Genomic DNA, 23,549 nt, shown 5'->3' on the forward strand with positions numbered 1-23,549 from the left:
TGAACATAATACAACCATGAAAAAAATACTTTACTTTGTCCTGATTAACTGCTTGTTATCTCTACCAACCTCAAGCTTTGCTCAAACCATATATGCAGGTGAAAATACTGTTGACAAAGCTAAATTAGCTGGTCTTTATTTAACCATTCAGGGTGACGGAAAACAGATTGAAAAAGACTGGGAGACCCAACTGCAAACCTACGGGCGAGCATCCTCTTCACGGAGCACATATCGGGTTCCAAACGCAAGTATTCCCGCGATTTCGTCGGAACCAATTAATCTTGTCAGTACGGTAAAAACGTCGCGCACAGCCGCTACTATTTTTACCTCCTTCGACTTGGGAAACGGAAATTTTGTTACGACCGGAGGCACTGGTTACTCAGCCGCTGAAGACCTTTTAAAAAGCTTTGCCAACAAATCATTGTATGGGCAGGAAGTGCGGATATCTGAAAGCAGTTTTGACGAGGCTCAGAAGAATCACCAGAAAACGGTTCGCAATGGCGAACGGCTTCAGCGTGAAATCGAGCAGAATGCCAAAGAGAAAGATCGACTGCTGAAACGTATTGATGATAACGCCAAAGAACTGGAGCAGCTCACCAAAGATATTGCGACCAACAAGACCGAACAGGAAACAGCTCTTACGGAACTGGAAAGCCGTAAGAATAATGTTGAAGCGGTGAAATCGAAGAAAAGTAATTAAGCAGACAAACTCAACCGTCAGCTACAAAAAAATGTGTACAGTCTAATTAAGCGGTTTCTTATTTAAAATAAGTGAAATGAAAATCATTAGTATAGTCATTGCCCTTTTAGTGGTGTCGGCGCCAAGTATGTTTGGTCAGGGCAAATCGGTGGAAAACGAAAAATTCGTTTTCCTGAATAATGGTGTAACAATTGGCATGATCGTCAAATCAGTCTTAAAGGCGGATAAACAAAGGCTTAAACTGACCGATCAGCAACTACCCAAGGCCAAACAAATAATCACAGACGCTACTGTAAACTATAATGAAGGCGTAAAAAAGTTGAAAGCTTCTGGTCTCAATAACAAAAAATTAAGAGCCTTAGCCATAGTCGTTGAGACCGAGAAAGTACATAATTACAAATCCATACTAACACCCGAACAGTACGCTATATTGGTTACCAATCATAAGAAAATCTATCCGGAGAGTAAAGTATAGGCTTTAGATAACCGTTGTCGAAAGCATAAATGTCAGCAACAGACGGGCCGACATTTATTATACCTTCCGGTAAAAGCCCATTAAGTCAACTAACCCCCGTGTGGGCTGGGCTAGGTATGGGTATAACGTGACACTGTGCTCACTTAAATACGTTACTGACTGTAGAGTCATCCGGCTTAGGGGTGGTTCTCGCTCAAAATCTCTCTTATAATAAACCTCCAACTAATGAAGCCGTACCGTAAGTTATTGGCTTAAACCTACCGACTATTATTTTAGGCTGGTAAACTTATAACAGGTGCATTACTTTCGGGAACCGTTCCTGTTCTGTAAAAGCGCCTAAAATGATTCTCCGATTTATTTTTCAGGTAGCTGGATTCGGTCTCGTCTATACCCTAACTATAGTTACGACAATGCCTTTCCTAATTTACTGGGCACGCCCAAAATCTGGCAAAAATGCGTTGAATTCATGATGTCATTTCCAGGTGATAATGAGAAAATCGGCATTTTTTCCATGCCCGGTATGATTGCGGTAATACCACTCAATGGCTTGCTGTCAGGCACCGCTTTAACTGGTCTGGCCAGTGTAGGTATTTTTCTAAAAATCTATCCTACGCATAAGTGACGAACACCTGTCTATTAGAGTCAAAGCTCATGTAACCAACTTATTTTTCCACTAGCATGCGTCGATCTATCCTTTTACTACTGATGATTACAGCCAGCTTACTGTCTTTCGGTTGGTATTGTGAAACTCTGATTGGTTTAGTAATGGGCCTAAAAACCGGCGTTGATGAGTTAAACCATTTGGCAGCAATTGTGAAAAGCGTAGCCCTCCTGGCTTACACCTATTTTGCTCTTCAGTTTATTAAAAATAAAATTAATTTTCTGTAAGTGGCCGGTACAACGAGTTGTTTTGACAATGTAATCAAACCACCTAGCAATGGTGCCTGATGCTGTCAATCAAATTGATTTCTCAATTGCACAAAGTTATAATTTACATATATTAGAACTGGTAGACTAAAGCATTGATGTTCATCCCTGCTCCCACCGACGCGAATACCACTTTATCGCCTGGGTTTATCTGATGGTTCGCTAAATTTCCCTTCAAAATCAGGTCCAGCAACGTTGGAATTGTAGCTACAGAACTGTTGCCTAACCAGGAAATCGTCATTGGCATAAACTCTGGGCAGGGCATTGGCATATCGTACAGCTTAAAAAGCCGCTCCAGAATAGCCCCGTTCATTTTATCATTGGCTTGATGAATAAGTACTTTGTTGACCGCCGAAAGGGGTATGCCTGCTTTGTCTAAAACCGCTTTAATAGCCAAAGGAACATTGGTCAGAGCAAATTCATAAAGTTTACGACCATTCATTTTCATAAAAATATCTTCACTATTCACCTGCTGCGGAGCATTTGACCGATCCATTAATAGTAGGTGTGCATGTTCATAGGCGTGAGTTTGAGTACAATGGGCAAGCACACCCGTCTGACTTCCCTGAGCAGCTTCCAGAATGATCGCGCCAGCCCCATCGCCAAATAACAGACAATCCCGATCATAAGGATCCGTAACGCGGGATAAGGTTTCAGTACCAATAACCAAACACCGGCGGGCATCACCCGACCGAATATAATAGGTGGCCTGAATGACGCCTTCCAGCCAGCCGGGGCAGCCAAAAGCCAGATCATAGGCTACGCAATTCGGATTCTTGATTTGAAGCAATGCCTTAATGCGGGAAGCCAGCGAAGGGACCATGTTAACTCGATTGCTGCCCACAACCACGTCACCAAAGTTATGAGCAACAATCAGATAATCAAGGCTTTCTGGATCAATACCTGAACTTCCTAAAGCATCTTTAGCCGCATAAAATCCCAGATCGGAGGCTTGTTGGTCGGGTTGGGCATACCGGCGTTCTGCTATGCCGGAGATGGCCTTAAATTTGTCAAGAACAGTAGCCTGGTCCTGGAGCAAGGGTGAACCATGTTTATCGAAAAAGCAGTGATCGATGAAATCTTCATTGCTAATTCTGACGGTTGGAATATAACTGCCGCTGGCGGCAATAATCGATTTAATTGGATGAGTCATACGAATAAGTGCAAGTTCGGTACAATAACCATAGCTGGTACACTTTTAAGCCCTTTCATAGCCTTCTTCGACCAAAAGAGTTTTGGACGGTAATTGCATCTGGACGTTTCTGGCAAATGAATCTTTGTCTGACGTCAAGTACGGCCCTCTTTTTGACATATCTGCTGGTGAAATAAATACCTGATTTACACGCTTACAGGCAGCCCATTCCTGAAAATTGATTTTGTATTGTCGAATGGGTGTATCAGTCCCGAACCATAATCTAGCTGTATCCGGTGATATCACGTTCATTATTAGGCCCATACTACTACTAAATGATTATTTGTTGGACTATCAGTCAATTAATCTTAATGGCAACCAGAAACGGGAGCCTTTCCTCGTTGCGAAACTACATAGCTAAGTTCATACTTAGTTATTACCTACTGATCATCGGGGCCAAAAAGTTGATGTAACTTAGCTCAACGAAATCAAGCTTTAGAAAGTTTTCACCATACGTTATACCATTGGTTAGAGCAGGAGGAGAAGGGGAAGGATTGGTACGAAATTCGTACAGAGGTCTACCTATTTTCGCAGGAAGGCTGGCAGCGCAGGCTACTAAAATAGATTTACAAAGGGTAATAAGACTGTCTATCAGCCTGATAGTGGACATTTCCATACGGTACTCTTGTATATGGATACCATTTCAATTTACGACGACCTCCCTGCCGGTGTGCCTGATTCGGCCCGGGCTGCCGGTGCGGTCTGATACCCCAAAAGCGCATGCGCAGGTACTGAATTATAAGGCGCAATTGCTTGCTCAACGGCGGCCTCCGCATAGACAAAACGGGAAAAACCCAACGGAGGGGGCGTACTTTTTACTTCAGTGTTACTTATAGTTATTAATATACACATTATGTTGTTAAATTTATCCTATAAAGCACAGGTGGCTATTTGCGGCACCGAGCAAAAGTACCATGCCAATCCGTTTCGTTAGCTACCTACTAGCCAGCCTCTGGTTAGCCCAACTCGCCCAAGCCCAGACGCCGGATAACCCATTCACCTACCTGACTACCAATCAGGGACTATCCCAAAACAATGTAACCTGCATCTTGCAGGACAAAAAAGGCTTTATGTGGTTTGGTACCCAGGATGGGCTTAATAAATTCGACGGCTACACCTATACGCTGTATCGAAACGACCCCCGGAATGCCTCCAGCCTGAGCCATAACCATATTCATACCCTCTTCGAGGATAAGCAGGGTCGATTGTGGGTCGGCTCCGATGATGGGGGGCTTAGTTTATTTGAGGTCAATACAGAAACCTTTATCAATTATAAACACACCCCCGGGCTCGACAATAGCCTGGCTCACAACAAGGTCACAGCCATTGTCCAGGATGCAGCAGGCTACCTGTGGGTGGGAACAGCCGGTGGGGGTCTGGATCGGTTTGATACCCAGCAACGAACCTTCACCCATTTCACCCATCAAGCCGCCAAGCCAGGCAGTTTAAGCCACGATTGGGTGAGTGCCCTCTGTATTGATCGAGCCGGTATACTCTGGGTGGGCAGCGCCGTTGGGGGGCTCAATCGACTGGATCCCAAAACCAATTCTTTTACCCATTACCGACACAATTCCGCCGATCCGCATTCGGTAAGTGATGATCAGATAACCACCTGTTTGGAGGATTCCCAGGGCAGGTTCTGGGCCGGTACTAGTGAAGGCGGATTAAATCTGCTTGATCGAGCGACAGGCCTATTTACGCACTTTCTGTACACGCCTGGTCGGTCCACTCAATTAACCGATAACGATGTGCTGGCCCTGGCCGAAGACAGGGACCATAACCTGTGGATAAGTACCCAAAACGGAGGGATCGATCTGTTACATCCTGACGGTCACTTTTCGTACTATACCTACCAAGTGGATAACAACCGGGGCCTTAATAATGGTTCGATCTATTCGATGTACCGGGATCCCGTGGGGACCATGTGGATCGGCACGTATTCGGGGGGTGTCAATAAGCTTGACGCCATACCGCCCAAATTTAAACTCGTCCAGCGCACTCCGTTCAACACCAACAATCTGACCAATAGCAACATATTAAATGTCCTGGAAGATAAAGGGGGTGATTTGTGGCTGGGAACCGATGGAGGGGGTATCAACGTGCTGAAAAAGGGGCAGTCCATTTTTACGGCCTACCGCGACACCAGTCAGCAGGCTTCGACCAGTGGCTCTAACTACGTGTTGACGCTGTATGAAGATAGCGCCAACCGCCTTTGGACAGGTAATTATAAAGGCGGTCTAACGCTGTTTAATCGGACCAAAGGCACCTTTGAACCCAAGGGTAACTTTAAACCGCTCAGTATTAGTGCCATCCTGGAGGCACGAAATGGGATTATGTGGCTGGGTACGTTCGAAGATGGCTTGATTCGTTACGACAAAAACACGGGATCTCGTACGCGCTACCAATCCCACCCTACCCAGACAGGCCAGCTAATCCACCATAGCATTACAAACCTGTGGGAAGACCCCTCAGGCAATATCTGGATGGGCACCGATGGAGGGGGAATTAATGTATTCCATCCGGATAAAAACCGGTTTACCCAGTATGTGCACGACAGCCAAAATCCCAAAAGCCTGAGTAACAACCAGGTTAATGTTCTCTTCAAAAGCCGTACGGGTCAACTCTGGATGGGTACCAATGGGGGGTTAAACCAGTTCGATGACCGTACTCAGACATTTACGGCTTACCGGCAGGCAGACGGTTTGGCTAACGAGGTGATTCTGGGTATTCTGGAGGACGAGCAGGGAACCCTTTGGTTAAGTACAAACAAAGGTCTGAGTGCCTTTAAGCCGAACACCCGGACGATCCGCAATTTTACGTCCAGTGATGGATTACAGGAAAGCGCCTTTAACCGCATGGCCTGCTACAAAAGTCGGACTGGGCAGTTGTTTTTTGGGGGCTTAAAGGGACTCAACAGCTTCTATCCTGACGCTTTGCGGTTTAATTCGTTCATTCCACCGGTCTATATTACCGACTTTCAACTCTTCAACCAGTCGGTCCGCGTGCAGGATGCGCAGTCGGTGCTTAAAAAAGCCATTACGGAAACCCGCGACATTACGCTCGCCTACGACCAATCGGTTCTCTCGTTCGGGTTTGCGGCCTTGAATTATACGATTTCGGGGAACAATCAGTACGCCTACAAACTGGAAGGATTCGATGCCAATTGGATTCAGGCGGGTACCAAGCGAACGGCGACGTATACCAATCTGGATGCCGGAGACTATGTGTTCCGGGTCAGAGCGTCCAATAACGATGGGGTCTGGAATCAACGGGGTACCTTTGTCAATCTGCACATTACACCCCCGGTTTGGCAAACGGGGTGGTTCAAAAGTTTGGTTGCCCTATTGCTTATTGGTAGTCTTTACGGGGCGTATCGCCTGCGGGTTACCCGCATCCAAGCGCAACAGGTAGCCTTACAACATCAGGTGCGGGTGCGCACCCGGGAGGTACTCCATCAGAAACAGGAACTACAGGAGCAGGCGCTTCATATGCAGTTACTACAGGCTAAAGTCGAGCAGCAGGCGGCTCAGCAACAGCTTCAGGAAAGTGAGCAGCGCTTTCGGGAAATTGCCGATAATGTCGATGAGGTCTTCTGGATTCATTCGGCCAATCCCTTCCGGTTAATGTATATTAATCCAGCCGGCCAGCGGGTATGGAACACAACGTTTGAGCAATTACAGGGCGAGCCCTTCTTCCTGATGGAGACTGCCGTGCCCCAAGACCGACCGGCTGTTCTCTCGTTTACGGAGCAGTATCGGGCCGGCCTAGAAGGGGAATTATACTATCGACTACAGCCAAAAGACGAGCCCATACGCTGGCTGATGATTCGCAGCTTTATCATTCGCGATGAAGCGGGGAAGGTGCTGCGTCATATTGGCCTTGCCAGTGATGTGACCAGCCAGAAAGAAAAAGAGTTTGTCCTCCAGCAATCCCTTCAACGGGAACAGGAACTCAATCAACTCAAATCCCAGTTCGTCTCCACCGCGTCGCACGAGTTCCGAACCCCCCTGATGACCATCCAATCCAGTGTCGATTTGATCGGGCGGTATCTGGACTTCCCCCCCGACCGCGCCAGACCATCGATTCAAAAACATCTGGGTGTGATTGAATCACAAATTGATCAGTTTAGTCTTTTACTGACTGATGTGTTGACTATCGGTCAGATCGAGGCCGGAAAAGTACCCTTTATGCCCCGCTGGATCGATGTGCTGGCCTTCTGTAAAACGTTGATCGACACCCATTTTAGTGAGCGCCCTGATGAGCGCGTGGTGCAGGTTGTCATCCAGGGAACACCCCGAAGCGCTTATATCGATGACAAACTAATGAGTCATGTGCTGATCAATCTGTTGTCGAACGCGTTCAAGTTTTCCAGCGGTAATCCGGAGTTGCGGCTGGCCTTTGGGGACGATCAGCTAACGCTGCAAGTCATCGATCAGGGCATTGGCATTCCGGCGGCTGATGTGGCTAATTTGTTTCAGGCTTTTTTTCGAGCCAGTAACACCAATGCCATTCAAGGTACGGGCTTGGGCCTGGTGATTGCGCGGCAGTTTGTGGAGCTTCATGCCGGTACGCTGGAGTTACAAAGTGAGCAGCACAAAGGAACGGTCTTCACAATTGTCCTCCCTATAGGCTTGCCCGATCAGACGCTGCCGCAGGAAGTCACTAACTAGCTATGGGTTTAATCGTTGCTTATCACCTACGCACTTACCGCTGAAGCTATGGCTGGACGAGGGCGGTATTCGGATCGAGGGCAGTGACCATAAAAATTGATTTAAAGCACCCGGTTTCGATGGGGCATGCCTGACTATAAGCAGTGTCGGTTCTCGGCTTGGGACGCTATGGGCCGTCCCCTAGGCTCCGCTGCGGCTTACATTGGCCAGCATGGTCATTTGCCCGGTGTGCCTTCGGCCCAAGAGGTCGTTGAGTCAGGCGTTGATCTTGTGAAAATGAATGCGAAACTGCTGGAGAAGATTGAAGAACTCACCCTATACTGTATTCAGTTAGAAAAAGCTGGCCAGGTCAAGGAAGGCCGCCTTGACGGCCAACAAGCCAGGCTTGACCTGGTAGAGAAGTTGGTCAAGCAACTACTGGCAAAGAAATCAAATAAGGTGTAATCGACTAAAATAGGTTTACGAAGGGAACAAGACTGTCTATCAGCCTGATAGTGGACATTTCCATACTGTACTCTTGTATATGGATACCGTTTTAATTTACGATGACCTCTCTGCTGCTCCGGTCCCTTGACCACTCTACCTTTTATCTTGTTAAGTACTACAACCAATCAACCGTATTTAGTCATGAAGAACGTATTAGTTACAGGCGCTACGTCGGGTATTGGCCTGACCATCGCGAACAAACTTCATCAGAGCGGTGTCAACGTATTTGGCACCAGCCGGTTTCCGGAAAAATATCAGCACCAATTTGCCTTTGAGCTCTTGGAGCTGGATATAACTTCCCAAGAGTCGATTCAGCATTGTGTAGCGACATTGTCGGCTAAATCAGTGGTGCTCGATGCATTAATCAATAACGCGGGTATCACTATTAATGGCAGTGCCGAGGAAACCAGTTCGGCCTTAGCCTATAAACAGATGGATACTAATTTTTGGGGAGCCGTCAACATGACCAAAGCCATCCTGCCCTTAATGAGAGCCCAGCAGAAGGGCCACATCATTACCATTGGTTCGCTGGCAGGCTTGATCGGCACGCCGTTTCAGAGTTATTACTCAGCCTCTAAACATGCGTTGGAAGGTTTTTTCAAGTCGCTACGGTTGGAAGTAAAACCGTTTAACATTCAGGTTTCGGTCATTGAGCCTGGCTTCTTTAAAACCAATCTGAATCAGTCCTTCGAATACGCTCAACCTACGATTGCTGCGTATGACAAAGCCCGTACGAGTGCGGTTTCAGCGTTTTCAAGTTCCATCGAAAAAGCATCCTCTCCCGATCCCGTAGCGGAAGTTGCTGTACGTATTCTTGGTACCCCGCACCCTCGTTTTAGTTATCGGGTCGGCCTTGATGCGAAAATGCTGCCCATTTTGCAGTTTTTCTCGTATCGGTTTTTCGAGTGGGGAGCCGCCAAAACCTTCGGGCTCTGAGCCGTTAATAGCTATATGGCTGATCCTGGTCGCTATGCGGTAGCTAATCAACCAGCCTTGATGCGTAGCGTAGGTCATTCCGACGCAATAGGACTGGCTGATTCGTTTGTTGCTCACCTCAACCCACGATAGGAATGAAACAAGAAATTGACTCTTTTTGGCCGGCAACTCGTCAGCACTGGCGGGAGTGGCTGCAGGAACATCACGATAAAAAACAGGCTGTCTGGCTAATTTATTCTAAGAAGAAGTCCGCAACGCCGGGCATAACCTATAACGAAGCGGTTGAAGAAGCCCTCTGTTTCGGATGGATCGACAGCCGGGCTAAACCAATCGATGAGGAGACTTATATGCAGTTTTTCAGCCGCCGAAAGCCAGCTGGTGGCTGGTCGAAGGTGAACAAAGAACGGATTCAACGGCTGATTCAGGCCGGGCTGATGACCAGTGCGGGTTTGGCTTGTATTGACCGGGCAAAACAAAACGGCTCCTGGTTAATGCTGGACGAAATCGAAGCGCTGATCATTCCGGCAGATTTAGAACAAGCCTGGCAAGAAAGGCCAAAGGCGAAAAGCTATTTTTCGAGTTTGAGCCGTTCCGACAAGCGCACGATTCTACAGTGGCTCGTACTGGCCAAACGAGCCGTGACACGACAGAACCGAATCGATGAACTAATCGAGCTGGCCGATCAACAGCAAAAGCCAAAACTACTTCGTTGGACTAAAAAGCACCCGACGCTATAAAAGTCGAGTGGGAACCGGACATTTCGTTGCTGAAATGTGTCTGGGAACCCTGATCTTGGGCATAACCACCAAGCCCCTATATCACCACTCAACGATATTGTCTCACAAAACGGGCGTGGCTGTTGCACAACTTTTGTCAATTAAATGAAGTTCTAAACTCCATAGGCGACAGTTTCGTTTTTGTTTTGAACAGCTTGCTGAAGGATTGCACATGTTCAAACCCCAATTCGTAAGCAATTTCGCTCACTGTCAGGTTCGTGGTCAATAATTTTTCTTTGGCTTTTGCCAGTAGCTTAGCATGAATATGCTGCTGGGTGTTTTGCCCTGTTAATACGCGCAGTAGATTGCTTAAATACTTTGGGGATAGACATAGTTGTTCCGCAATAGACTGAACGGTTGGTAAGCCTCTTTCTACCAAATCATCGCTGTTGAAATAATCGTGAAGCCGTGTTTCTAACCGTTCGAGTACCTGATGGTTGGCTTTTTCCCGCGTAATGAACTGGCGATGATAGAATCGGTCAGCATAATTCAGCAAACTTTCAACTTGTGAGACGATGATTTGCTTACTAAACCTGTCAATAGTGGAATAATACTCCTGTTGAATAGCGAGAACGATATTCGTGATGGTCGCTTCTTCTTTTGCCGAAAGAAATAAGGTTTCACTGAGCGAATAATCCCAAAAATCGTATTGGTTTATAGTTTTGGCTACCGGTGTATTCCAGATAAAATCAGGATGCATGTAGATCACCCATCCTGACTTTTCTACTTCTTCGTCTTTATTATCAACAGCAATACTAAACACCTGGTTGGGCGACATAAAAGACATGATGCCTTCATTAAAGTCAAACGGATGCTGCCCATATTTTACTTTGACGTTACGCATTCTTTTTACAGAAATAGCATAAAAATCCAGTATCATAGTAATAGGCTCACCGCCATTCCAGTGCGGCACTGTTTCAACATCCACTACACTGAGTAGCGGATGTTGGGGTTTAGGCAAATTCACAAACTCATGAAATTCGCTTATCGTTTTAAAGTGTTTCATACAGGTTCACCTTCTTTTCTTACTTCCAATACCAGTTTGCCCCGCACATGCCAGGTTGCGCTTTCGCGGTGGGCTTCCGCCACCTGCTCCAGCGGAAACACGTTGCTAATGAGAATTTTAACACTTTCTTTATCAATTAGTTGAGCGATTTCTGCTAACCATTCCTGCTTAGGTTGGTTAGCAGCGAGTTCGCCTTTGGCCTGTTTTCCGGCCAGCGCGGCCAGCACTTCCTCATTAAATGGAAAATCTGTATTGACGCTCACGAATATGCCGCCGGTTTTTAATACGGCCACCGATTTCAATCGTTCCTCGTTATCGCGAAGGGGCGAAGCTTCAACCACTACGTCCATGCCGTGTAGCAGTTCTTCAAACTTCTGGCTCCGGTAATCAATTACCTCATCGGCTCCCAGCTCCTTCAGATAATCCAAATTGCTTGCCGAAGCAATTCCAATTACATACGCCCCTTTTGCTTTGGCAAACTGCACCGCGAAACCCCCTACTCCACCCGATGCCCCTTGAATTAAAACGCGTTGACCAGGCTGCAATTTTCCGTGTTCAAAGAGAGCCGTCCAGGCCGTGAGTCCTGCCAGGGGCACACCCGCAGCCTCCGTAAAGCCGATGCTTTTCGGCTTAAAAGCAAATTGACTGGCTTTGGCCGCACAATACTCGGCGTAGCTGCCATTGCCGGGAAAATTCGGCACGCCGTACACGGCATCGCCTTTCTGAAAGGAGGTTACTTCGCTACCTATTTCTTCTACAATGCCAGCCGCATCCCACCCCAAGGTCAACGGCAAAGTCAAAAAGGACCTCATCATTTCGTTTGCCCCTTCCCGAATTGCCCAGTCTACAGGATTAACACCGCTGGCATACACCTTTACCAAAATTTCATCGGCGGCTGGCACGGGGCGTTCAATGTCTTCTACGTTCATCACCTCTGGTCCACCAAAAGCGTGAATTCTTACTGCTTTCATAAGAAGCTATTTTGTTTTTGTTGACGACACAAAGGTCGCCACTGTATGAAAAACAGGTTTAATCAAACTGCCTTTTGTTTTAGCCAAAACAGCCGGTAAGCACTACCCTGAACTCAAACGCATGTTGTCAAACGGCTTAACGTTTACTACAGATATCGGAAGGCAGCTATAAGTCAGCGAACTTTAATGCAGGTTTAGTGCCTGATTTCCCTGTTGTTAATTAGCGAAAAGACGGTTTAAACACCAAGGTTGACATTCCGTCTTTGCCTTGACAAAGGGACTGAATGATTGTGGATACGCCAAGCCTGATTCATAAAAAAATCGCACTAACCGATAGTTGATGGTGGTTATTTTTTTAGCCTTCTCAATTGTTGTAAGGGTCACGACTTTACCTAACACAACTTCTTACTCAACATGAATTTGTAACCCACAGTTATATATTCTTAGTAAATGCTAGTGGTTGTTGGACAACCCAATTTTGCGAACAGGCAGCCGTAAGAAAGGCTTAAGTGCTCGTTATAAAAAAATTGCACACTATCGGGCATTTTGGTAAAAGGGCTAGTTTGTCACTCATATCAACTTTGTACAGGCCCTGATTTATGGTGTACAGCCAATAGTTACATAGCAGTCATTGATTGCCAAATTCGGTTCATCGATAGGGATCCATTGTTGTTTTATGAGAGGTTATTATCTTGTGGGTATCGTTGTCAGTTAATAAGTTGACGAATGAATGTTTACTTAAACCTAAGAAGCCTCTTTGATGTTTTCTGCATCGTGCAAGGCGTTACGACTGTAACCTGGCTGTTGCTTTTACCAAAACAACCGGCAAACCGTTGGTTGGCCTTTCTGCTGACCGGACTCACCTTGCAGGTCGTTGACTACTTCTTAAGTCGGTCGGGTGTTTACTACCATCACCGGTGGCTCTACTTTACGCCCTTGTTTTTCTCCTGGGGATTTGGTCCTCTACTGTACGGGTATGTGCAGGCTCGTTTAGCTAAACCCACATCGCTACGTTGGTGGCACTTTGTGCCGGTAACCATGCAGGTTCTATTTTATACCGTGTTGATGTTTCAACCCCTATCCACTAAAGCCTGGTTCTGGCTGACGGTTCACAAGCCTTACACCCGCTACATCGAGCACTATATAGGCTCTCTGCTGATGCTATATTTTTTGTATCGAAGTTGGCAGACGCTTCAGCAAACCGACAATCGGGAAACTCGGTTGAAGGGATTACTACAGGCAGCGGGGCTGTTCTACGTAGTCGCGGCCATTGACCCCCTGATCAACTCGATCTATCTGTCTCCACAAGATCCTAAGTTTTTTCTAACGACTCAGGTCTTACCCGTTCTTGTATACACAGTAGCCCTGGTTGGACGGGGTTATAACCGATTCCAGTCCGACGCTAAGAAGCAACCGGCGGTCCTGGTTAAGGACGAGCATCAGGAGCAAATCCAACGAGCCATTCAAGACGATAAAATGTATCAGGATCCTGACCTTACCTTAGCTTCGCTGGCCGAGCATCTGAGCCTTTCCCCCAATGTTATTTCCCGAACAATCAACGTGGGGTTTGGCCAGTCCTTTACCGACTATATCAATACCTACCGCATTGCCGAAGTTAAACGACGTTTAGTAGCGGGAGACGCTGATCAGATGACAATTCTGGCCTTGGCTCTCGATGCGGGTTTCTCCTCAAAGACCACCTTTAACCGCGTCTTTAAAGAACAGATGGGTCACACCCCAAAAGAATACATAAAGAGGTTCCAAATCATACTTCGGGACGACACCAATGGTTAAGAGTCGGATGTTTACGGAAAATATAACCGACTATGACTTTTCATTCTCCCCGGCTCACCTTGCTCTTGCTGCCGGGCCTACTCATGCTTACGGGTGCCGACGCTTTAACACAGCCCCCAAAACGACTCGCCGACCGGATAGCCGCCGTCGAAAACAGCCTGCTGCCCTACGTACCGGTTGAAGGCTTGAAAGGCTGGAGTCTGCAAGAACGGATGCGTTACCACGGTGTACCGGGGGTAAGCGTCGCCGTGATTCACAACTACCGAGTGGATTGGGTAAAATCATACGGGCTTGCCGATACAACTAACCATAGGCCGGTAACCAATGGAACCATGTTTTCGGCGGGGTCTATCTCCAAATTAGTGGCAGCCATGGCGGCTCTGAAACTGGTAGAGCAGGGTAAAATGGATCTCGAAACGCCTATAAACAAGTATCTAAGCTCCTGGAAGTTAACCGATAATGACTTCACCCGTAAAACACCCGTCACATTGCGTATGCTGCTGAGTCATCGTGGCGGTACGAGCCAGTCAGCGTATTTTGGTTTTACACCCGATAAAAAACCGCTACCGTCGGTGGTTGATATCTTGTCGGGGAAACCGGGTACTGATAGTCGGGCGGTCGTTGTTAACAGCGAGCCAAGTAAGGAGTTTCGGTATTCTGGCGGGGGCTATCTGGTAGCACAGATGGCGATGATGGACGTTGCGGGTAAGGATTTCGCCACCTTTACTAATGAGACGATTTTCAAGCCGCTGGGTTTACGGCGTACGACGTTTGAGCAGCCGCTGCCACCCGCGCTGGCCCCCTATCTGTCATGGGCGTACTCAACGAACGGTTGGTTTAAAGGTATGCCCTACGTCTATCCACAGCAGGCAGCAGCCGGACTTCATACGACAGCGGGTGACTTAGCTAAAATCATTATCGACCTACAAAACAGTTACCGCGACAAAGGCGGTGTACTTAACCAGGCATCGGTGAAAGACATGATGACCCCGTTAGCCTTAGTGAGTGATGGCTTCATTAAGGAGCAAATTGGACTTGGTGCCTTCCTGCTACAAACTACTAATCAAGCCGACGAAGCCAGTCGGTATTTCAATCACTCTGGCTCCAATGCCGGGTTCATTGCCGACGCTACCGGCAGTTTAGTGAATGGGAACGGACTGGTGGTGATGATGAACGACAATAATGGCGCGAACGAACTGGGCAAAGAAATTCGCCGGGCAGTAGCACAGGTGTACGGCTGGAGGGGCTTTCTACCTAAACCGCTAACGACCTGTATATTACCTGATTCGCTGCTGGAGGCCTACGTCGGTCGTTACCAACGGAGCGCCGATGAGGTCGTTACTTTCCGGCGTAAGGGTAATCTACTAATTGAAAAAATTAACAACGGTAATGATATTATTTGCGTACCAACAGGCCGTGACACCATTGCTTTTACCGATTATACGGCCAAAGCGTATTTCAGTCGGGGAAAAACAGGGCGAGTTGATTCTGTACGAGTCGAATGGCAGAAAACACCCATGCCCCGTTTGGCTGAAGGAGTATATTTACCAAACGAACTGATACGAATGGGCCGCATTGCGGAAGCCATGGACGGCTACCGGGCAATGAGCCTTACCGTCTATCAGCTCACGTATATGGCCTACGATTTTGTGAGCAATCGACCGGCCAATCTACCAGCCGCTGAGGGAGTGCTGGAACTGGCTAAACAGCGTTATCCTAAAGAAGGTATCGTGTACGCTCGCTATGGAGATCTTTACCAAAAACAGGGTAATAAAACCAAGGCGATTGCTGCTTATCAAACGGCCCTCCAGCTAGACCCGGCAGATCAAGACAGTAAGGACAAGTTAACGACTTTATTAGGCCATTAACAGAAGACCCGATCATTTAGGATGTATATACAAAAAGGTACGGCACAGGCTGCGCCACGGTGGTGAGTAGTAAACACTTTACCCGGTTGACACACATTATATTCCGAAAGCTAAGGCGATGGGCACAGCGGAGACATCCTCGAAAAAGGGCTACTGGCTTCGCAAACAATACTGGGGCGCTTGCTCGAAAGGCTGGAGTTTTACGGCGGCAAACTAAGGCGCTTCTCTCTTCTAACATAGAGATACGCATATCGTTAGGTTCATCAAAGTAGTTGGTAATCGAAGTCCGTTTTATAGGGATTGAGTATATTGGACGGGGTTGCCCATGCAGTAGTCGAATGGGTAAGTACCCTGAAGCGGAGATTCGCTTTCTGCTTAAACAACAAAATACCAATGTGCTCACCACAAACTGTTTTTAAAGTTCGGTGATTTGTTAGTGGTCCATCATAAACTACCTCGATCCGCAAGAGGTGAAAGTCTCACGCCCAGTTTTGAAGACCAGCAGGGCTGGTGACGGCCCCGATGAGTTTAGTATACAACAGGTTAGACGACCTATTCGCCCATGTTATCTTGGCAATACGGCTAAGCTCGCTATAAAAATCCTACCATGCTCAACACAGATCTGTACCTCGAAATCGTAGATACCACCACAGCCAGCCAGACTATTCTACTCGCTATAGCTCGACATGATCAGCTCTTACATGCCGAGCGAATACCCGAAGACCCACCCTTAAATCAAGAGGCTCAGCTAACCGCTTTGCGCTATGGGAAAAGTAAGTCTGAAAGACGTTATTTCTTGCTGTGGGACCAAGACCAAGTCGTGGCAAGTGCTACAGTAGAGATACCACTGGAACAGAACACACAGTTGGCTTTTGTTTACCTGAGTGTGCTACCTCTTTATCGTCGTCGGCATCTAGGCACGTGTTTGATGACCCAAATCGCCACTTACGCTCAACAGAAAGAGCGTACTAAACTGCTAACCAATGCCAGTAGCCGTTTACCGGCAGGGGAAATTGTGCTACACTATATAGGCGCGCAACTTACTAAGGAACAGCAGTTTATCCAACTCGATTTGAACGAGATGGAGCCAGGGCTGCTTACACGCTGGATACGTGAATGTGAAACTTTGGACTATAGCTTGTGGCAGCATCAGGGGGCTTATCCGATAGACCGGTTGGGGGAGATCGCCACGCTGCGAGACGTGATCAATACAGTATCCAAAGAAGAAAGCGACGTCCAGGACTGGCAGACGACATCGGAGGCACTACAGGAAGAGGATGAGCTGATGATTAAGAGCGGAAAGCAGCGCTTAACGACTTTCGTTGAGCACAGATCGAGTGGGCAACTTGTAGGATTAAGCGAGCTGTATTGGGATCCCAAGCGAGCGAGCTTACTGTTTCAGCAGGCTACCGCCGTGCACCCTGAGCATCGTCGTCACTCGTTAGGCCGCTGGATGAAGGCCGCTAATCTACATAAGGTCTTGACTGTGAATCGGCAGGCTCGCTACGTACGAGCGGGAAACACGCCTGACAATGTAGGTATGCTACGCATCAATCAAGCCTTGGGGTTTAAGCCTTGGACGACTCATACAGACTGGCAAATTGATATCAGCATTTTGCAAGCTTATTTGAGGATAAACGATGAGTAATGCTTAATACACCTTGTGTAGCCCTTAGTATATAAATAGCTTATAGACGTTGCCTTCAATTTGAAGAAGTATATGAAATTTACAAGCAAGTTCATCGTCAGCCAGGCAGTAGCACTAAAATTGGGATGGTCATACTCCCGAGACACTTTTCCTGGCTGTGAAAAAGCGAAGGAACAGGCGGGGTTGTGCAACAGCCACAAGAGTCTTCGTGAACGTTTTTAACCGTTGACTGGCCAGCCTCAATTTTCCAGGATATGGGTGATTACGAGTTCGACAAATAAAAATTAATTAATTACGCGAATTAACCTTAGCTAGGTTGAGCTAATCTTCTGACCATGTTAGCGTAGTAGTTGAGTCAATTCAATTGGTCGCATACGATAGTAGTGTTTCTGAACTTTTCAGTTTTCACCAGTATAAATATATGATCTCTAAATCTCCTCATATTGTGGTGGTGGGGGCTGGCATTGTGGGTGCCAGCCTCGCTTATCATTTAGTACGCAAAAATGCGCGTGTTACGTTGATTGATAAAGCGCCCAATTCAGCTAGTGGCGCAACAGAAAAATCATTTGCCTGGATTACGGTTACGCATGATGCCCCCGAAACGTATATATCGCTTAGGCAACAGGCAATTGCTGATTGGCACAGAGTAGAGGATGAACTGAAGGGGCAACTCAACGTCGATTGGTCGGGTGCTTTAACCTGGCGTGAGGATCCAGCAGAGACCGTTCGCATGGCGGGTAAACTTATAAATTCTGGTTATCAGGTGCATCTGGTCGATCAACAGCAAATACGTCTGTTAGAACCAAATCTAAAAATTGTACCTGCTCAGGCCATATTAGCCGAAAATGAAGGGGCGATTGATGCCAGGCTGACCACAGAATTATTGATTACAGCCGCTCGCCAAGCCGGTGCCGATTGTCAACTGGGAAACGAGGTATTGTCGTTGATGACCAACGGATCACGCATTACAGGGGTCATTACTGCCAATGGTAAGATAACGGCTGATACTGTCGTGTTAGCAGCAGGAGTCAATACAACCACCTTGTGTCAGCCACTGGATGTAACCCTGCCAATAAATATATCGCCGGCTATTTTAATAGCTTTTCACACTCCTCACCAGTTCGTGAACCGGATTATTTCTAATCCATTCATGGACATACGGGCTGCTTCAGCTACGCTGACACTATCTGCAGCAGAGTATACTGATGAATCAATAGAAAACAATCCGCAGGCGATAGCACAACGCAGCCTGGAACAACTGAAGGCACATTGGCAAGGTGCAGGGCAAATCAACGTTACGAATGTTATGATAGGAAAACGACCTATACCTCAGGACGGTTTACCCATTATCGGTCGAACACCCCATATCGAAGGTTTGTATGTGTCGGTCATGCATGCAGGTGTAACGCTTGCTGCTGTCGCAGGCAGACTGGCTGCTGGCGAGATACTGAGCGATCAGGATGATTTTTTACTATCTTCTTACCGACCCTCAAGATTTAATTAACTTGAAGCAGGGATTGCATGGACGAAATTGTTAAACAACCTGAATTAAAACAAAGGATTGTTTTACAGATGGTTATCCTTTTTCACACTCAAGGAACTGTGTGTGAAAAAGGACTTGAAACTACGACTCTCACGGTCTGCCAGTGCGGTTTACAACTGTCCGGCAGCCCAGGCAGACCAACGATAATTTTTCTCTATTGGAAGAAAAACTACAATTTCACAATTAGTACGTTTGAACAATCCCCTGCTCCATAGCAGCCTCATAGGTTTCTTTCTCAAACTGATACAGGAAAGGAGATCGGTGAGCACCAATCGAACGTTTTTCAGCCAATCTTTTTATAATACCCAAGCTCACCAGCTTTTTGGCAAAATTCCATTGATCGAGTTTTTTGCCTAAAATCGTTTCGTAGAGGGCATGAATTTCGGGTAGCGTGAATTTTTCGGCCAATAAATTATACCCAATCGGCTCGTGAAAAAGCTGACGCCGAAGCGTCGCTAACGCCTTGTCAACGACCTCATTCTGATCGAATAACAGCGAAGGAATCTCCCGCACATCACACCACTGATAATCTTCGGTAAAGAAATCCGTCGTGACGCTAACCTTTGAGTAATCCACCAAGGCAAAGTAGCTAATCGACAGGGTCCGCTCAAATAACCAGCTATCCTGATCTATTTGATGGCCAAGTTTTTCCGTCAACTCACGAGCACTTTGCTCCCGGAGCCGGTAAGGAGAATCGCCGAAAATGTGAAACTGCTGAAGAAATACGTCGTCTAGGCCCGTTCGCTCCTGCAAGATGCGATGGGCGGCTTGGGTCAGAGGTTCTCTTCGCTGGATAAATCCGCCGGGAAGTCCCCAGCCATTATGACCAATCCATTTAAGCAGGAGAATCTTAAGCTGCTGGTCGTGGTAGCCGAAAATAACGGGGTCAATACTGAGGTGAGGTAAGTACTGCTGATGCCCGTTTTTAACAAAATCGTCTATTTCTTCACGTGAGTTCATACATCAAAAGTAAAAAACTATTATGTAAATTTTACAAATTAAAAGAAGCTTCATACCTTTATTCAGTAAAATTTACATATTACGATTATATGCAGATTAACATATTGACAATCAACAAGTTAAAGTGAGTTTCACGGTTTAAACAAATGAAATAATGAAAAAAGTAAGCCTATTCCTATTCATTTTAATATTGGGCCTTTGCGTTAAAGGGTACTCACAAGCTACGCCCCCAACGGACTTTTTCGCCGGTAAATGGGAAATCACGGTCGTAGGGCTGCCCGACGGCGACACCAAGTTTGTTACGGACCTGGTGCGAAAGGACGGTAAGCTAACCGGCGAGTTGAAAGACCCAACGGGTAAAAAAACGGAGGCCACCCCCATCAGCAAGGTTGAAGAAGAGTCTGGCAAAAAACTCACCCTCTACATGGATACGACTCAGGCCGGGGAGGTTCCTATTGAGCTAATCAAGACCGACGATGATCATCTTAAAGGGCAGTTGATGAATATGTTTGATGCCACTGCCGTGCGCATAAAAAACTAATCTGATTTCGGATATGGAATTTATTACTGATGCTGGTCCGCCGATGAGGTCTGCACACTCATGGGCCAACAATAAATTCCCTATCCCCAATCCCTTATTCCTTCATCATGCAAATCACAACGAAAACGTTTGTCGTAACGGGGGCTGGTAGTGGTATCGGCCGGGAATTGACCCTGCAACTGCTTCAGAAAGGCGCTTCAGTAGCTGGTATTGATATCAATGCCGAGACCCTCGGCAGAACGCAGGAACTGGCGGGCGTTGGCCAAGACCGATTCAACGGGTTTGCCCTTGATATCACCAGCAAAGAGCAGGTTGATCGGTTGCCCGCTACCGTGATTAACCATTTCGGGGCGGTCGATGGACTCATCAACAATGCGGGTATCATCCAACCCTTTAAGCCCATCAACGACCTGTCTATGGACGACATTAACCGGGTTTTTGCGGTCAACTTCTTTGGCACACTCAACCTGACCAAAGCCTTCCTGCCCCACTTTTTAGATCGTCCCGAGGCCCATATTGTCAATGTGGCCAGCATGGGCGGGTTTATTCCGTTTCCGGGTCAGACCCTTTATGGAGCAGCTAAGGCGGCTGTCAAACTATTTACCGAAGGCTTGTACGCCGAACTACTGGACACCAACGTCCGGGTGACGGTGGTATTTCCCGGGGCAATTGCCACGAACATTACCGAAAACTCGGGTCTGGGTAAACCCAAAGCGGGCAGTGATTCAGCCGGTAAGACACTCTCAGCCGGGAAAGCTGCGGAACAGATGCTGGCGGGCATGGAACGAAATCAATTCCAGGTGGTCGTGGGCAAGGATGCCAAATTCCTCGACTGGCTCTACCGGCTCAACCCCCGATACGCCACCCACTTCATCCAGAAACAGATGAAATCGCGCCGACCTGCCTGATTGGGCAACCGTTGTTGCGAAGCGACGAACATACCCTTACCCTGAAACCATGAGAAATACCTATTTACATCTAATTGCCTGCCTGCTGCTGTTAACAGCAAGCGGAAGCTGGTCGTTAGGTCAGTCTGGTGCCAAACCCGATACGTTGTTTAACAAGCCATACGTGGACTTGGAGGAGTGGCGGGATAAGCCGGTACGTCACTATTACGTGCATGGTGGTTTCACCGGCACCGACACCCGGTTCTCGTTTTACTTTCCCCCCAAGGAACAGTACCAGGGACGTTTCTTTCAATACATTACGCCGGTACCGGACAACGAAAATTTATCCCAGGGCGCTACCGGTGAAGGTGACAAAGTCGGGTTCTCGATTGCCAGCGGGGCCTACTTTGTCGAAACCAATGGGGGTGGTAAAGCGGCCATGCCCGGTTTTGGGGCTGACGCCAGTATCAGGGCATACCGGGCCAATGCAGCTGCTGCGAACTACTCCAGGGTCATAGCGGCTAAGCAGTACGGAGGGAGCAGGCCGTATGGCTATGCATTTGGCGGAAGTGGCGGAGCTTATCGGACCATCGGCTCCATTGAAAACACCCAGGGCGTTTGGGATGGGGTGGTGCCCTATGTGATTGGCTCTCCGATGGCGCTGCCCAATGTATTTACGGTACGTATGCATGCCATGCGAGTATTGCAAGACAAGTTTCCCCAAATCGTGGACGCCCTGGAACCGGGAGGCAGCGGGGATATGTATGCCGATCTTAATCAGGAGGAAAAAGAAGCGTTGCACGAAGTAACGAAAATGGGGTTTCCATCAAAAGCGTGGTTTAATTACAAGGCCATGGGCATTCATGCGTTTACGGCGATTTACCCAGGGATGCTCATCGTTGATAAAAAATACTTTGATGATTTCTGGACTGTTCCCGGCTATTTAGGCGCGAACCCACCGGCATCACTCCTTAAAGGACGTATCCAGCAAGTAAGCAAAATAAAGCTGCTCATCCCGGAAGATCAAGCCATTAAACTGGGACTCATGCAGGGTCCTTTACCGGGTGAAGCGCATGGTTCAGCCGATGCCGCCTGGAAAGCGCTGGGTGAAAAAGACGGAACGATGCCGGTTGCTTTCCAGTTGGATAACCTGTTGCCCACAGTTCAATTCCTGGGCGGTGATTTGCTGATTAAGAGTGGAGCGGCTGCGGGGAAATCCCTATTGTTGACCCACCTATCGGGCGATAAGGTAATGCTGGCCAGTAATGACCTGACCGTACTGGCCAGCATTAAGCCGGGCGACGAAGTGCAGGTTGATAATTCTAATTTTCTAGCTGCCCAAACGTATCACCGGCATCAGGTGCCAAAGAAAGACTATCCGGTTTGGGACCAATTCCGGGATGCGGAAGGCAAACCGCTTTACCCGCAACGTCCGATGATATTGGGCCCGCTGTTCACTCAGGGAGCCACCGGTTCCTTGCCCAAGGGTAAGTTCAACGGCAAAATGATTGTGCTTGAATCGCTCTGGGACAGCGAAGCCTATCCCTGGCAGGCGGATTGGTACCGCTCGAAGGTGAAAGAGACGCTTGGCGACAGCACGGATAACAATTTCCGACTTTGGTTTACCGACCACGCCAATCATGCCGACTTTGTCAGGCCCGGCGACCCGACGCATCTAGTTAGTTACCTGGGGGTATTGCAGCAGGCCCTGCGCGATTTGAGTGCCTGGGTTGAAAAAGGCGTAGCCCCACCAGCCAATACAACGTACAAACTTGTGGATGGTCAAGTGGTCGTTCCGGCCAGCGCATCGGAACGTAAAGGCATTCAACCCGTTGTAACCCTAAAAGCCAATGGTAGTGAACGGGCAACTGTTCAAGCGGGCAAACCAGTCACATTTGCAGCCGACATTGAGGTGCCGCCTAACACGGGAAAGGTAGTGTCGGCGGCATGGGACTTCGAGGGGGCAGGTACGTTCCCAGTAGCGGCATTGGTTACGCCATCGGATAAGTCCGGTTCAACGGTGAAGGTGAAAACGACTCATGCGTTTGCCAACCCCGGCACGTACTTCGCCACGCTGCGGGCAACCTCGCAACGGCAGGGCGATGCCAAAACCCCCTACGCCCGAATCAATAACCTCGGTCGGGTGCGGGTGGTGGTTAAATAGCCCAC

General features: G+C 47.8%; 21 protein-coding genes. 16 read left to right on the top strand and 5 right to left on the bottom strand.

The genetic code is table 11. The annotated features are described in order from the left end of the window. Positions 1-16: 16 nt before the first annotated feature. From ACFS25_RS14960 to ACFS25_RS14975, 4 genes are all read left to right on the top strand, one after another. Positions 17-700, top strand: a complete 684-nt coding sequence (locus tag ACFS25_RS14960) for a hypothetical protein (RefSeq protein ID WP_381502353.1) — start codon at positions 17-19, stop codon at positions 698-700. 76 nt (positions 701-776) lie between these two features. Further along, positions 777-1,175, top strand: a complete 399-nt coding sequence (locus tag ACFS25_RS14965) for a hypothetical protein (RefSeq protein WP_381502355.1) — start codon at positions 777-779, stop codon at positions 1,173-1,175. 466 nt (positions 1,176-1,641) lie between these two features. Then, on the top strand, positions 1,642-1,797 hold the full coding sequence (locus ACFS25_RS14970) for a hypothetical protein (protein WP_381502357.1): 156 nt from the start codon (positions 1,642-1,644) through the stop codon (positions 1,795-1,797). Positions 1,798-1,853: 56 nt separating this feature from the next. Next, on the top strand, positions 1,854-2,063 hold the full coding sequence (locus ACFS25_RS14975; protein WP_381502358.1) for a hypothetical protein: 210 nt from the start codon (positions 1,854-1,856) through the stop codon (positions 2,061-2,063). 112 nt (positions 2,064-2,175) lie between these two features. Here ACFS25_RS14975 and ACFS25_RS14980 read toward each other — a convergent pair whose 3' ends face one another. Together ACFS25_RS14980 and ACFS25_RS14985 are read right to left on the bottom strand one after the other, a co-directional pair. Beyond that, positions 2,176-3,255 (bottom strand): 3-oxoacyl-ACP synthase III family protein, encoded by a 1,080-nt coding sequence (locus tag ACFS25_RS14980; protein WP_381502361.1) that lies wholly within the window; start codon positions 3,253-3,255, stop codon positions 2,176-2,178. Positions 3,256-3,942: 687 nt separating this feature from the next. Beyond that, positions 3,943-4,146 carry a hypothetical protein gene (locus ACFS25_RS14985; RefSeq protein ID WP_381502363.1) on the bottom strand — a complete coding sequence of 68 codons (204 nt, stop codon included), beginning with the start codon at positions 4,144-4,146 and terminating at the stop codon, positions 3,943-3,945. 62 nt (positions 4,147-4,208) lie between these two features. Between ACFS25_RS14985 and ACFS25_RS14990 the strand changes: the two genes are divergently transcribed. The 4 genes from ACFS25_RS14990 (at position 4,209) to ACFS25_RS15005 (ending at position 10,123) form a co-directional block, all read left to right on the top strand. Continuing rightward, complete coding sequence (locus tag ACFS25_RS14990; RefSeq protein ID WP_381502365.1) at positions 4,209-7,964, top strand: two-component regulator propeller domain-containing protein; 3,756 nt, start codon at positions 4,209-4,211, stop codon at positions 7,962-7,964. Between the two features lie 126 nt (positions 7,965-8,090). After that, a complete protein-coding gene (locus ACFS25_RS14995; RefSeq protein WP_381502369.1) occupies positions 8,091-8,408 on the top strand; it encodes a hypothetical protein in 318 nt (105 codons plus the stop codon). Between the two features lie 183 nt (positions 8,409-8,591). Further along, positions 8,592-9,386, top strand: a complete 795-nt coding sequence (locus ACFS25_RS15000; protein WP_381502373.1) for an SDR family oxidoreductase — start codon at positions 8,592-8,594, stop codon at positions 9,384-9,386. 134 nt (positions 9,387-9,520) lie between these two features. Next, positions 9,521-10,123 carry a YdeI/OmpD-associated family protein gene (locus tag ACFS25_RS15005; protein WP_381502379.1) on the top strand — a complete coding sequence of 201 codons (603 nt, stop codon included), beginning with the start codon at positions 9,521-9,523 and terminating at the stop codon, positions 10,121-10,123. A 136-nt stretch (positions 10,124-10,259) separates the two neighbouring features. On the opposite strand, the gene ACFS25_RS15010 is transcribed toward ACFS25_RS15005, so the two are convergent. Both ACFS25_RS15010 and ACFS25_RS15015 read right to left on the bottom strand, forming a co-directional pair. Continuing rightward, positions 10,260-11,168 (bottom strand): helix-turn-helix domain-containing protein, encoded by a 909-nt coding sequence (locus tag ACFS25_RS15010; RefSeq protein ID WP_381502382.1) that lies wholly within the window; start codon positions 11,166-11,168, stop codon positions 10,260-10,262. Beyond that, the gene (locus ACFS25_RS15015) at positions 11,165-12,139 is read right to left on the bottom strand and encodes an NADP-dependent oxidoreductase (RefSeq protein WP_381502385.1); all 975 of its coding nucleotides are present in this window, start codon (positions 12,137-12,139) and stop codon (positions 11,165-11,167) included. The genes ACFS25_RS15010 and ACFS25_RS15015 overlap by 4 nt, the downstream gene beginning before the upstream one ends. Positions 12,140-12,865: 726 nt before the next feature. On the opposite strand from ACFS25_RS15015, the gene ACFS25_RS15020 reads away from it, so the two are divergent. The 5 genes from ACFS25_RS15020 (at position 12,866) to ACFS25_RS15040 (ending at position 18,953) form a co-directional block, all read left to right on the top strand. Next, a complete protein-coding gene (locus ACFS25_RS15020) occupies positions 12,866-13,933 on the top strand; it encodes a helix-turn-helix domain-containing protein (protein WP_381502388.1) in 1,068 nt (355 codons plus the stop codon). A gap of 32 nt (positions 13,934-13,965) precedes the next feature. Continuing rightward, positions 13,966-15,801 (top strand): serine hydrolase, encoded by a 1,836-nt coding sequence (locus ACFS25_RS15025; protein ID WP_381502391.1) that lies wholly within the window; start codon positions 13,966-13,968, stop codon positions 15,799-15,801. Between the two features lie 62 nt (positions 15,802-15,863). Beyond that, a complete protein-coding gene (locus ACFS25_RS15030; protein ID WP_381502394.1) occupies positions 15,864-16,073 on the top strand; it encodes a group II intron maturase-specific domain-containing protein in 210 nt (69 codons plus the stop codon). A gap of 335 nt (positions 16,074-16,408) precedes the next feature. Then, positions 16,409-17,449 (top strand): GNAT family N-acetyltransferase, encoded by a 1,041-nt coding sequence (locus ACFS25_RS15035; protein ID WP_381502397.1) that lies wholly within the window; start codon positions 16,409-16,411, stop codon positions 17,447-17,449. Between the two features lie 421 nt (positions 17,450-17,870). Continuing rightward, complete coding sequence (locus ACFS25_RS15040) at positions 17,871-18,953, top strand: NAD(P)/FAD-dependent oxidoreductase (RefSeq protein WP_381502400.1); 1,083 nt, start codon at positions 17,871-17,873, stop codon at positions 18,951-18,953. Positions 18,954-19,175: 222 nt separating this feature from the next. On the opposite strand, the gene ACFS25_RS15045 is transcribed toward ACFS25_RS15040, so the two are convergent. After that, entirely contained in the window at positions 19,176-19,952 is a 777-nt protein-coding gene (locus ACFS25_RS15045; protein ID WP_381502403.1) for an NUDIX hydrolase, read from the bottom strand. Positions 19,953-20,106: 154 nt separating this feature from the next. Here ACFS25_RS15045 and ACFS25_RS15050 point away from each other — a divergent pair, with 154 nt between their 5' ends. The 3 genes from ACFS25_RS15050 to ACFS25_RS15060 all read left to right on the top strand — a co-directional run bounded on the left by ACFS25_RS15050 (position 20,107) and on the right by ACFS25_RS15060 (position 23,544). Further along, entirely contained in the window at positions 20,107-20,493 is a 387-nt protein-coding gene (locus tag ACFS25_RS15050) for a hypothetical protein (protein ID WP_381502405.1), read from the top strand. 107 nt (positions 20,494-20,600) lie between these two features. After that, positions 20,601-21,401, top strand: a complete 801-nt coding sequence (locus ACFS25_RS15055; protein WP_381502409.1) for an SDR family NAD(P)-dependent oxidoreductase — start codon at positions 20,601-20,603, stop codon at positions 21,399-21,401. Between the two features lie 49 nt (positions 21,402-21,450). Beyond that, complete coding sequence (locus tag ACFS25_RS15060) at positions 21,451-23,544, top strand: PKD domain-containing protein (RefSeq protein ID WP_381502414.1); 2,094 nt, start codon at positions 21,451-21,453, stop codon at positions 23,542-23,544. Positions 23,545-23,549 lie beyond the last annotated feature (5 nt).

Origin of the sequence: Spirosoma flavum, assembly GCF_042686045.1 — a bacterium.
Lineage (GTDB): Bacteria > Bacteroidota > Bacteroidia > Cytophagales > Spirosomataceae > Spirosoma > Spirosoma flavum.

Excerpts from the sequence above, each read along its gene's own strand:
- ACFS25_RS14960 (WP_381502353.1), top strand. The coding sequence starts at position 17 with ATGAAAAAAATACTTTACTTTGTCCTGATTAACTGCTTGTTATCTCTA.
- ACFS25_RS14965 (WP_381502355.1), top strand. The coding sequence starts at position 777 with ATGAAAATCATTAGTATAGTCATTGCCCTTTTAGTGGTGTCGGCGCCA.
- ACFS25_RS14970 (WP_381502357.1), top strand. The coding sequence starts at position 1,642 with ATGATGTCATTTCCAGGTGATAATGAGAAAATCGGCATTTTTTCCATG.
- ACFS25_RS14975 (WP_381502358.1), top strand. The coding sequence starts at position 1,854 with ATGCGTCGATCTATCCTTTTACTACTGATGATTACAGCCAGCTTACTG.
- ACFS25_RS14980 (WP_381502361.1), bottom strand. The coding sequence starts at position 3,255 with ATGACTCATCCAATTAAATCGATTATTGCCGCCAGCGGCAGTTATATT.
- ACFS25_RS14985 (WP_381502363.1), bottom strand. The coding sequence starts at position 4,146 with ATGTGTATATTAATAACTATAAGTAACACTGAAGTAAAAAGTACGCCC.
- ACFS25_RS14990 (WP_381502365.1), top strand. The coding sequence starts at position 4,209 with ATGCCAATCCGTTTCGTTAGCTACCTACTAGCCAGCCTCTGGTTAGCC.
- ACFS25_RS14995 (WP_381502369.1), top strand. The coding sequence starts at position 8,091 with ATGCCTGACTATAAGCAGTGTCGGTTCTCGGCTTGGGACGCTATGGGC.
- ACFS25_RS15000 (WP_381502373.1), top strand. The coding sequence starts at position 8,592 with ATGAAGAACGTATTAGTTACAGGCGCTACGTCGGGTATTGGCCTGACC.
- ACFS25_RS15005 (WP_381502379.1), top strand. The coding sequence starts at position 9,521 with ATGAAACAAGAAATTGACTCTTTTTGGCCGGCAACTCGTCAGCACTGG.
- ACFS25_RS15010 (WP_381502382.1), bottom strand. The coding sequence starts at position 11,168 with ATGAAACACTTTAAAACGATAAGCGAATTTCATGAGTTTGTGAATTTG.
- ACFS25_RS15015 (WP_381502385.1), bottom strand. The coding sequence starts at position 12,139 with ATGAAAGCAGTAAGAATTCACGCTTTTGGTGGACCAGAGGTGATGAAC.
- ACFS25_RS15020 (WP_381502388.1), top strand. The coding sequence starts at position 12,866 with ATGAATGTTTACTTAAACCTAAGAAGCCTCTTTGATGTTTTCTGCATC.
- ACFS25_RS15025 (WP_381502391.1), top strand. The coding sequence starts at position 13,966 with ATGACTTTTCATTCTCCCCGGCTCACCTTGCTCTTGCTGCCGGGCCTA.
- ACFS25_RS15035 (WP_381502397.1), top strand. The coding sequence starts at position 16,409 with ATGCTCAACACAGATCTGTACCTCGAAATCGTAGATACCACCACAGCC.
- ACFS25_RS15040 (WP_381502400.1), top strand. The coding sequence starts at position 17,871 with ATGATCTCTAAATCTCCTCATATTGTGGTGGTGGGGGCTGGCATTGTG.
- ACFS25_RS15045 (WP_381502403.1), bottom strand. The coding sequence starts at position 19,952 with ATGAACTCACGTGAAGAAATAGACGATTTTGTTAAAAACGGGCATCAG.
- ACFS25_RS15050 (WP_381502405.1), top strand. The coding sequence starts at position 20,107 with ATGAAAAAAGTAAGCCTATTCCTATTCATTTTAATATTGGGCCTTTGC.
- ACFS25_RS15055 (WP_381502409.1), top strand. The coding sequence starts at position 20,601 with ATGCAAATCACAACGAAAACGTTTGTCGTAACGGGGGCTGGTAGTGGT.
- ACFS25_RS15060 (WP_381502414.1), top strand. The coding sequence starts at position 21,451 with ATGAGAAATACCTATTTACATCTAATTGCCTGCCTGCTGCTGTTAACA.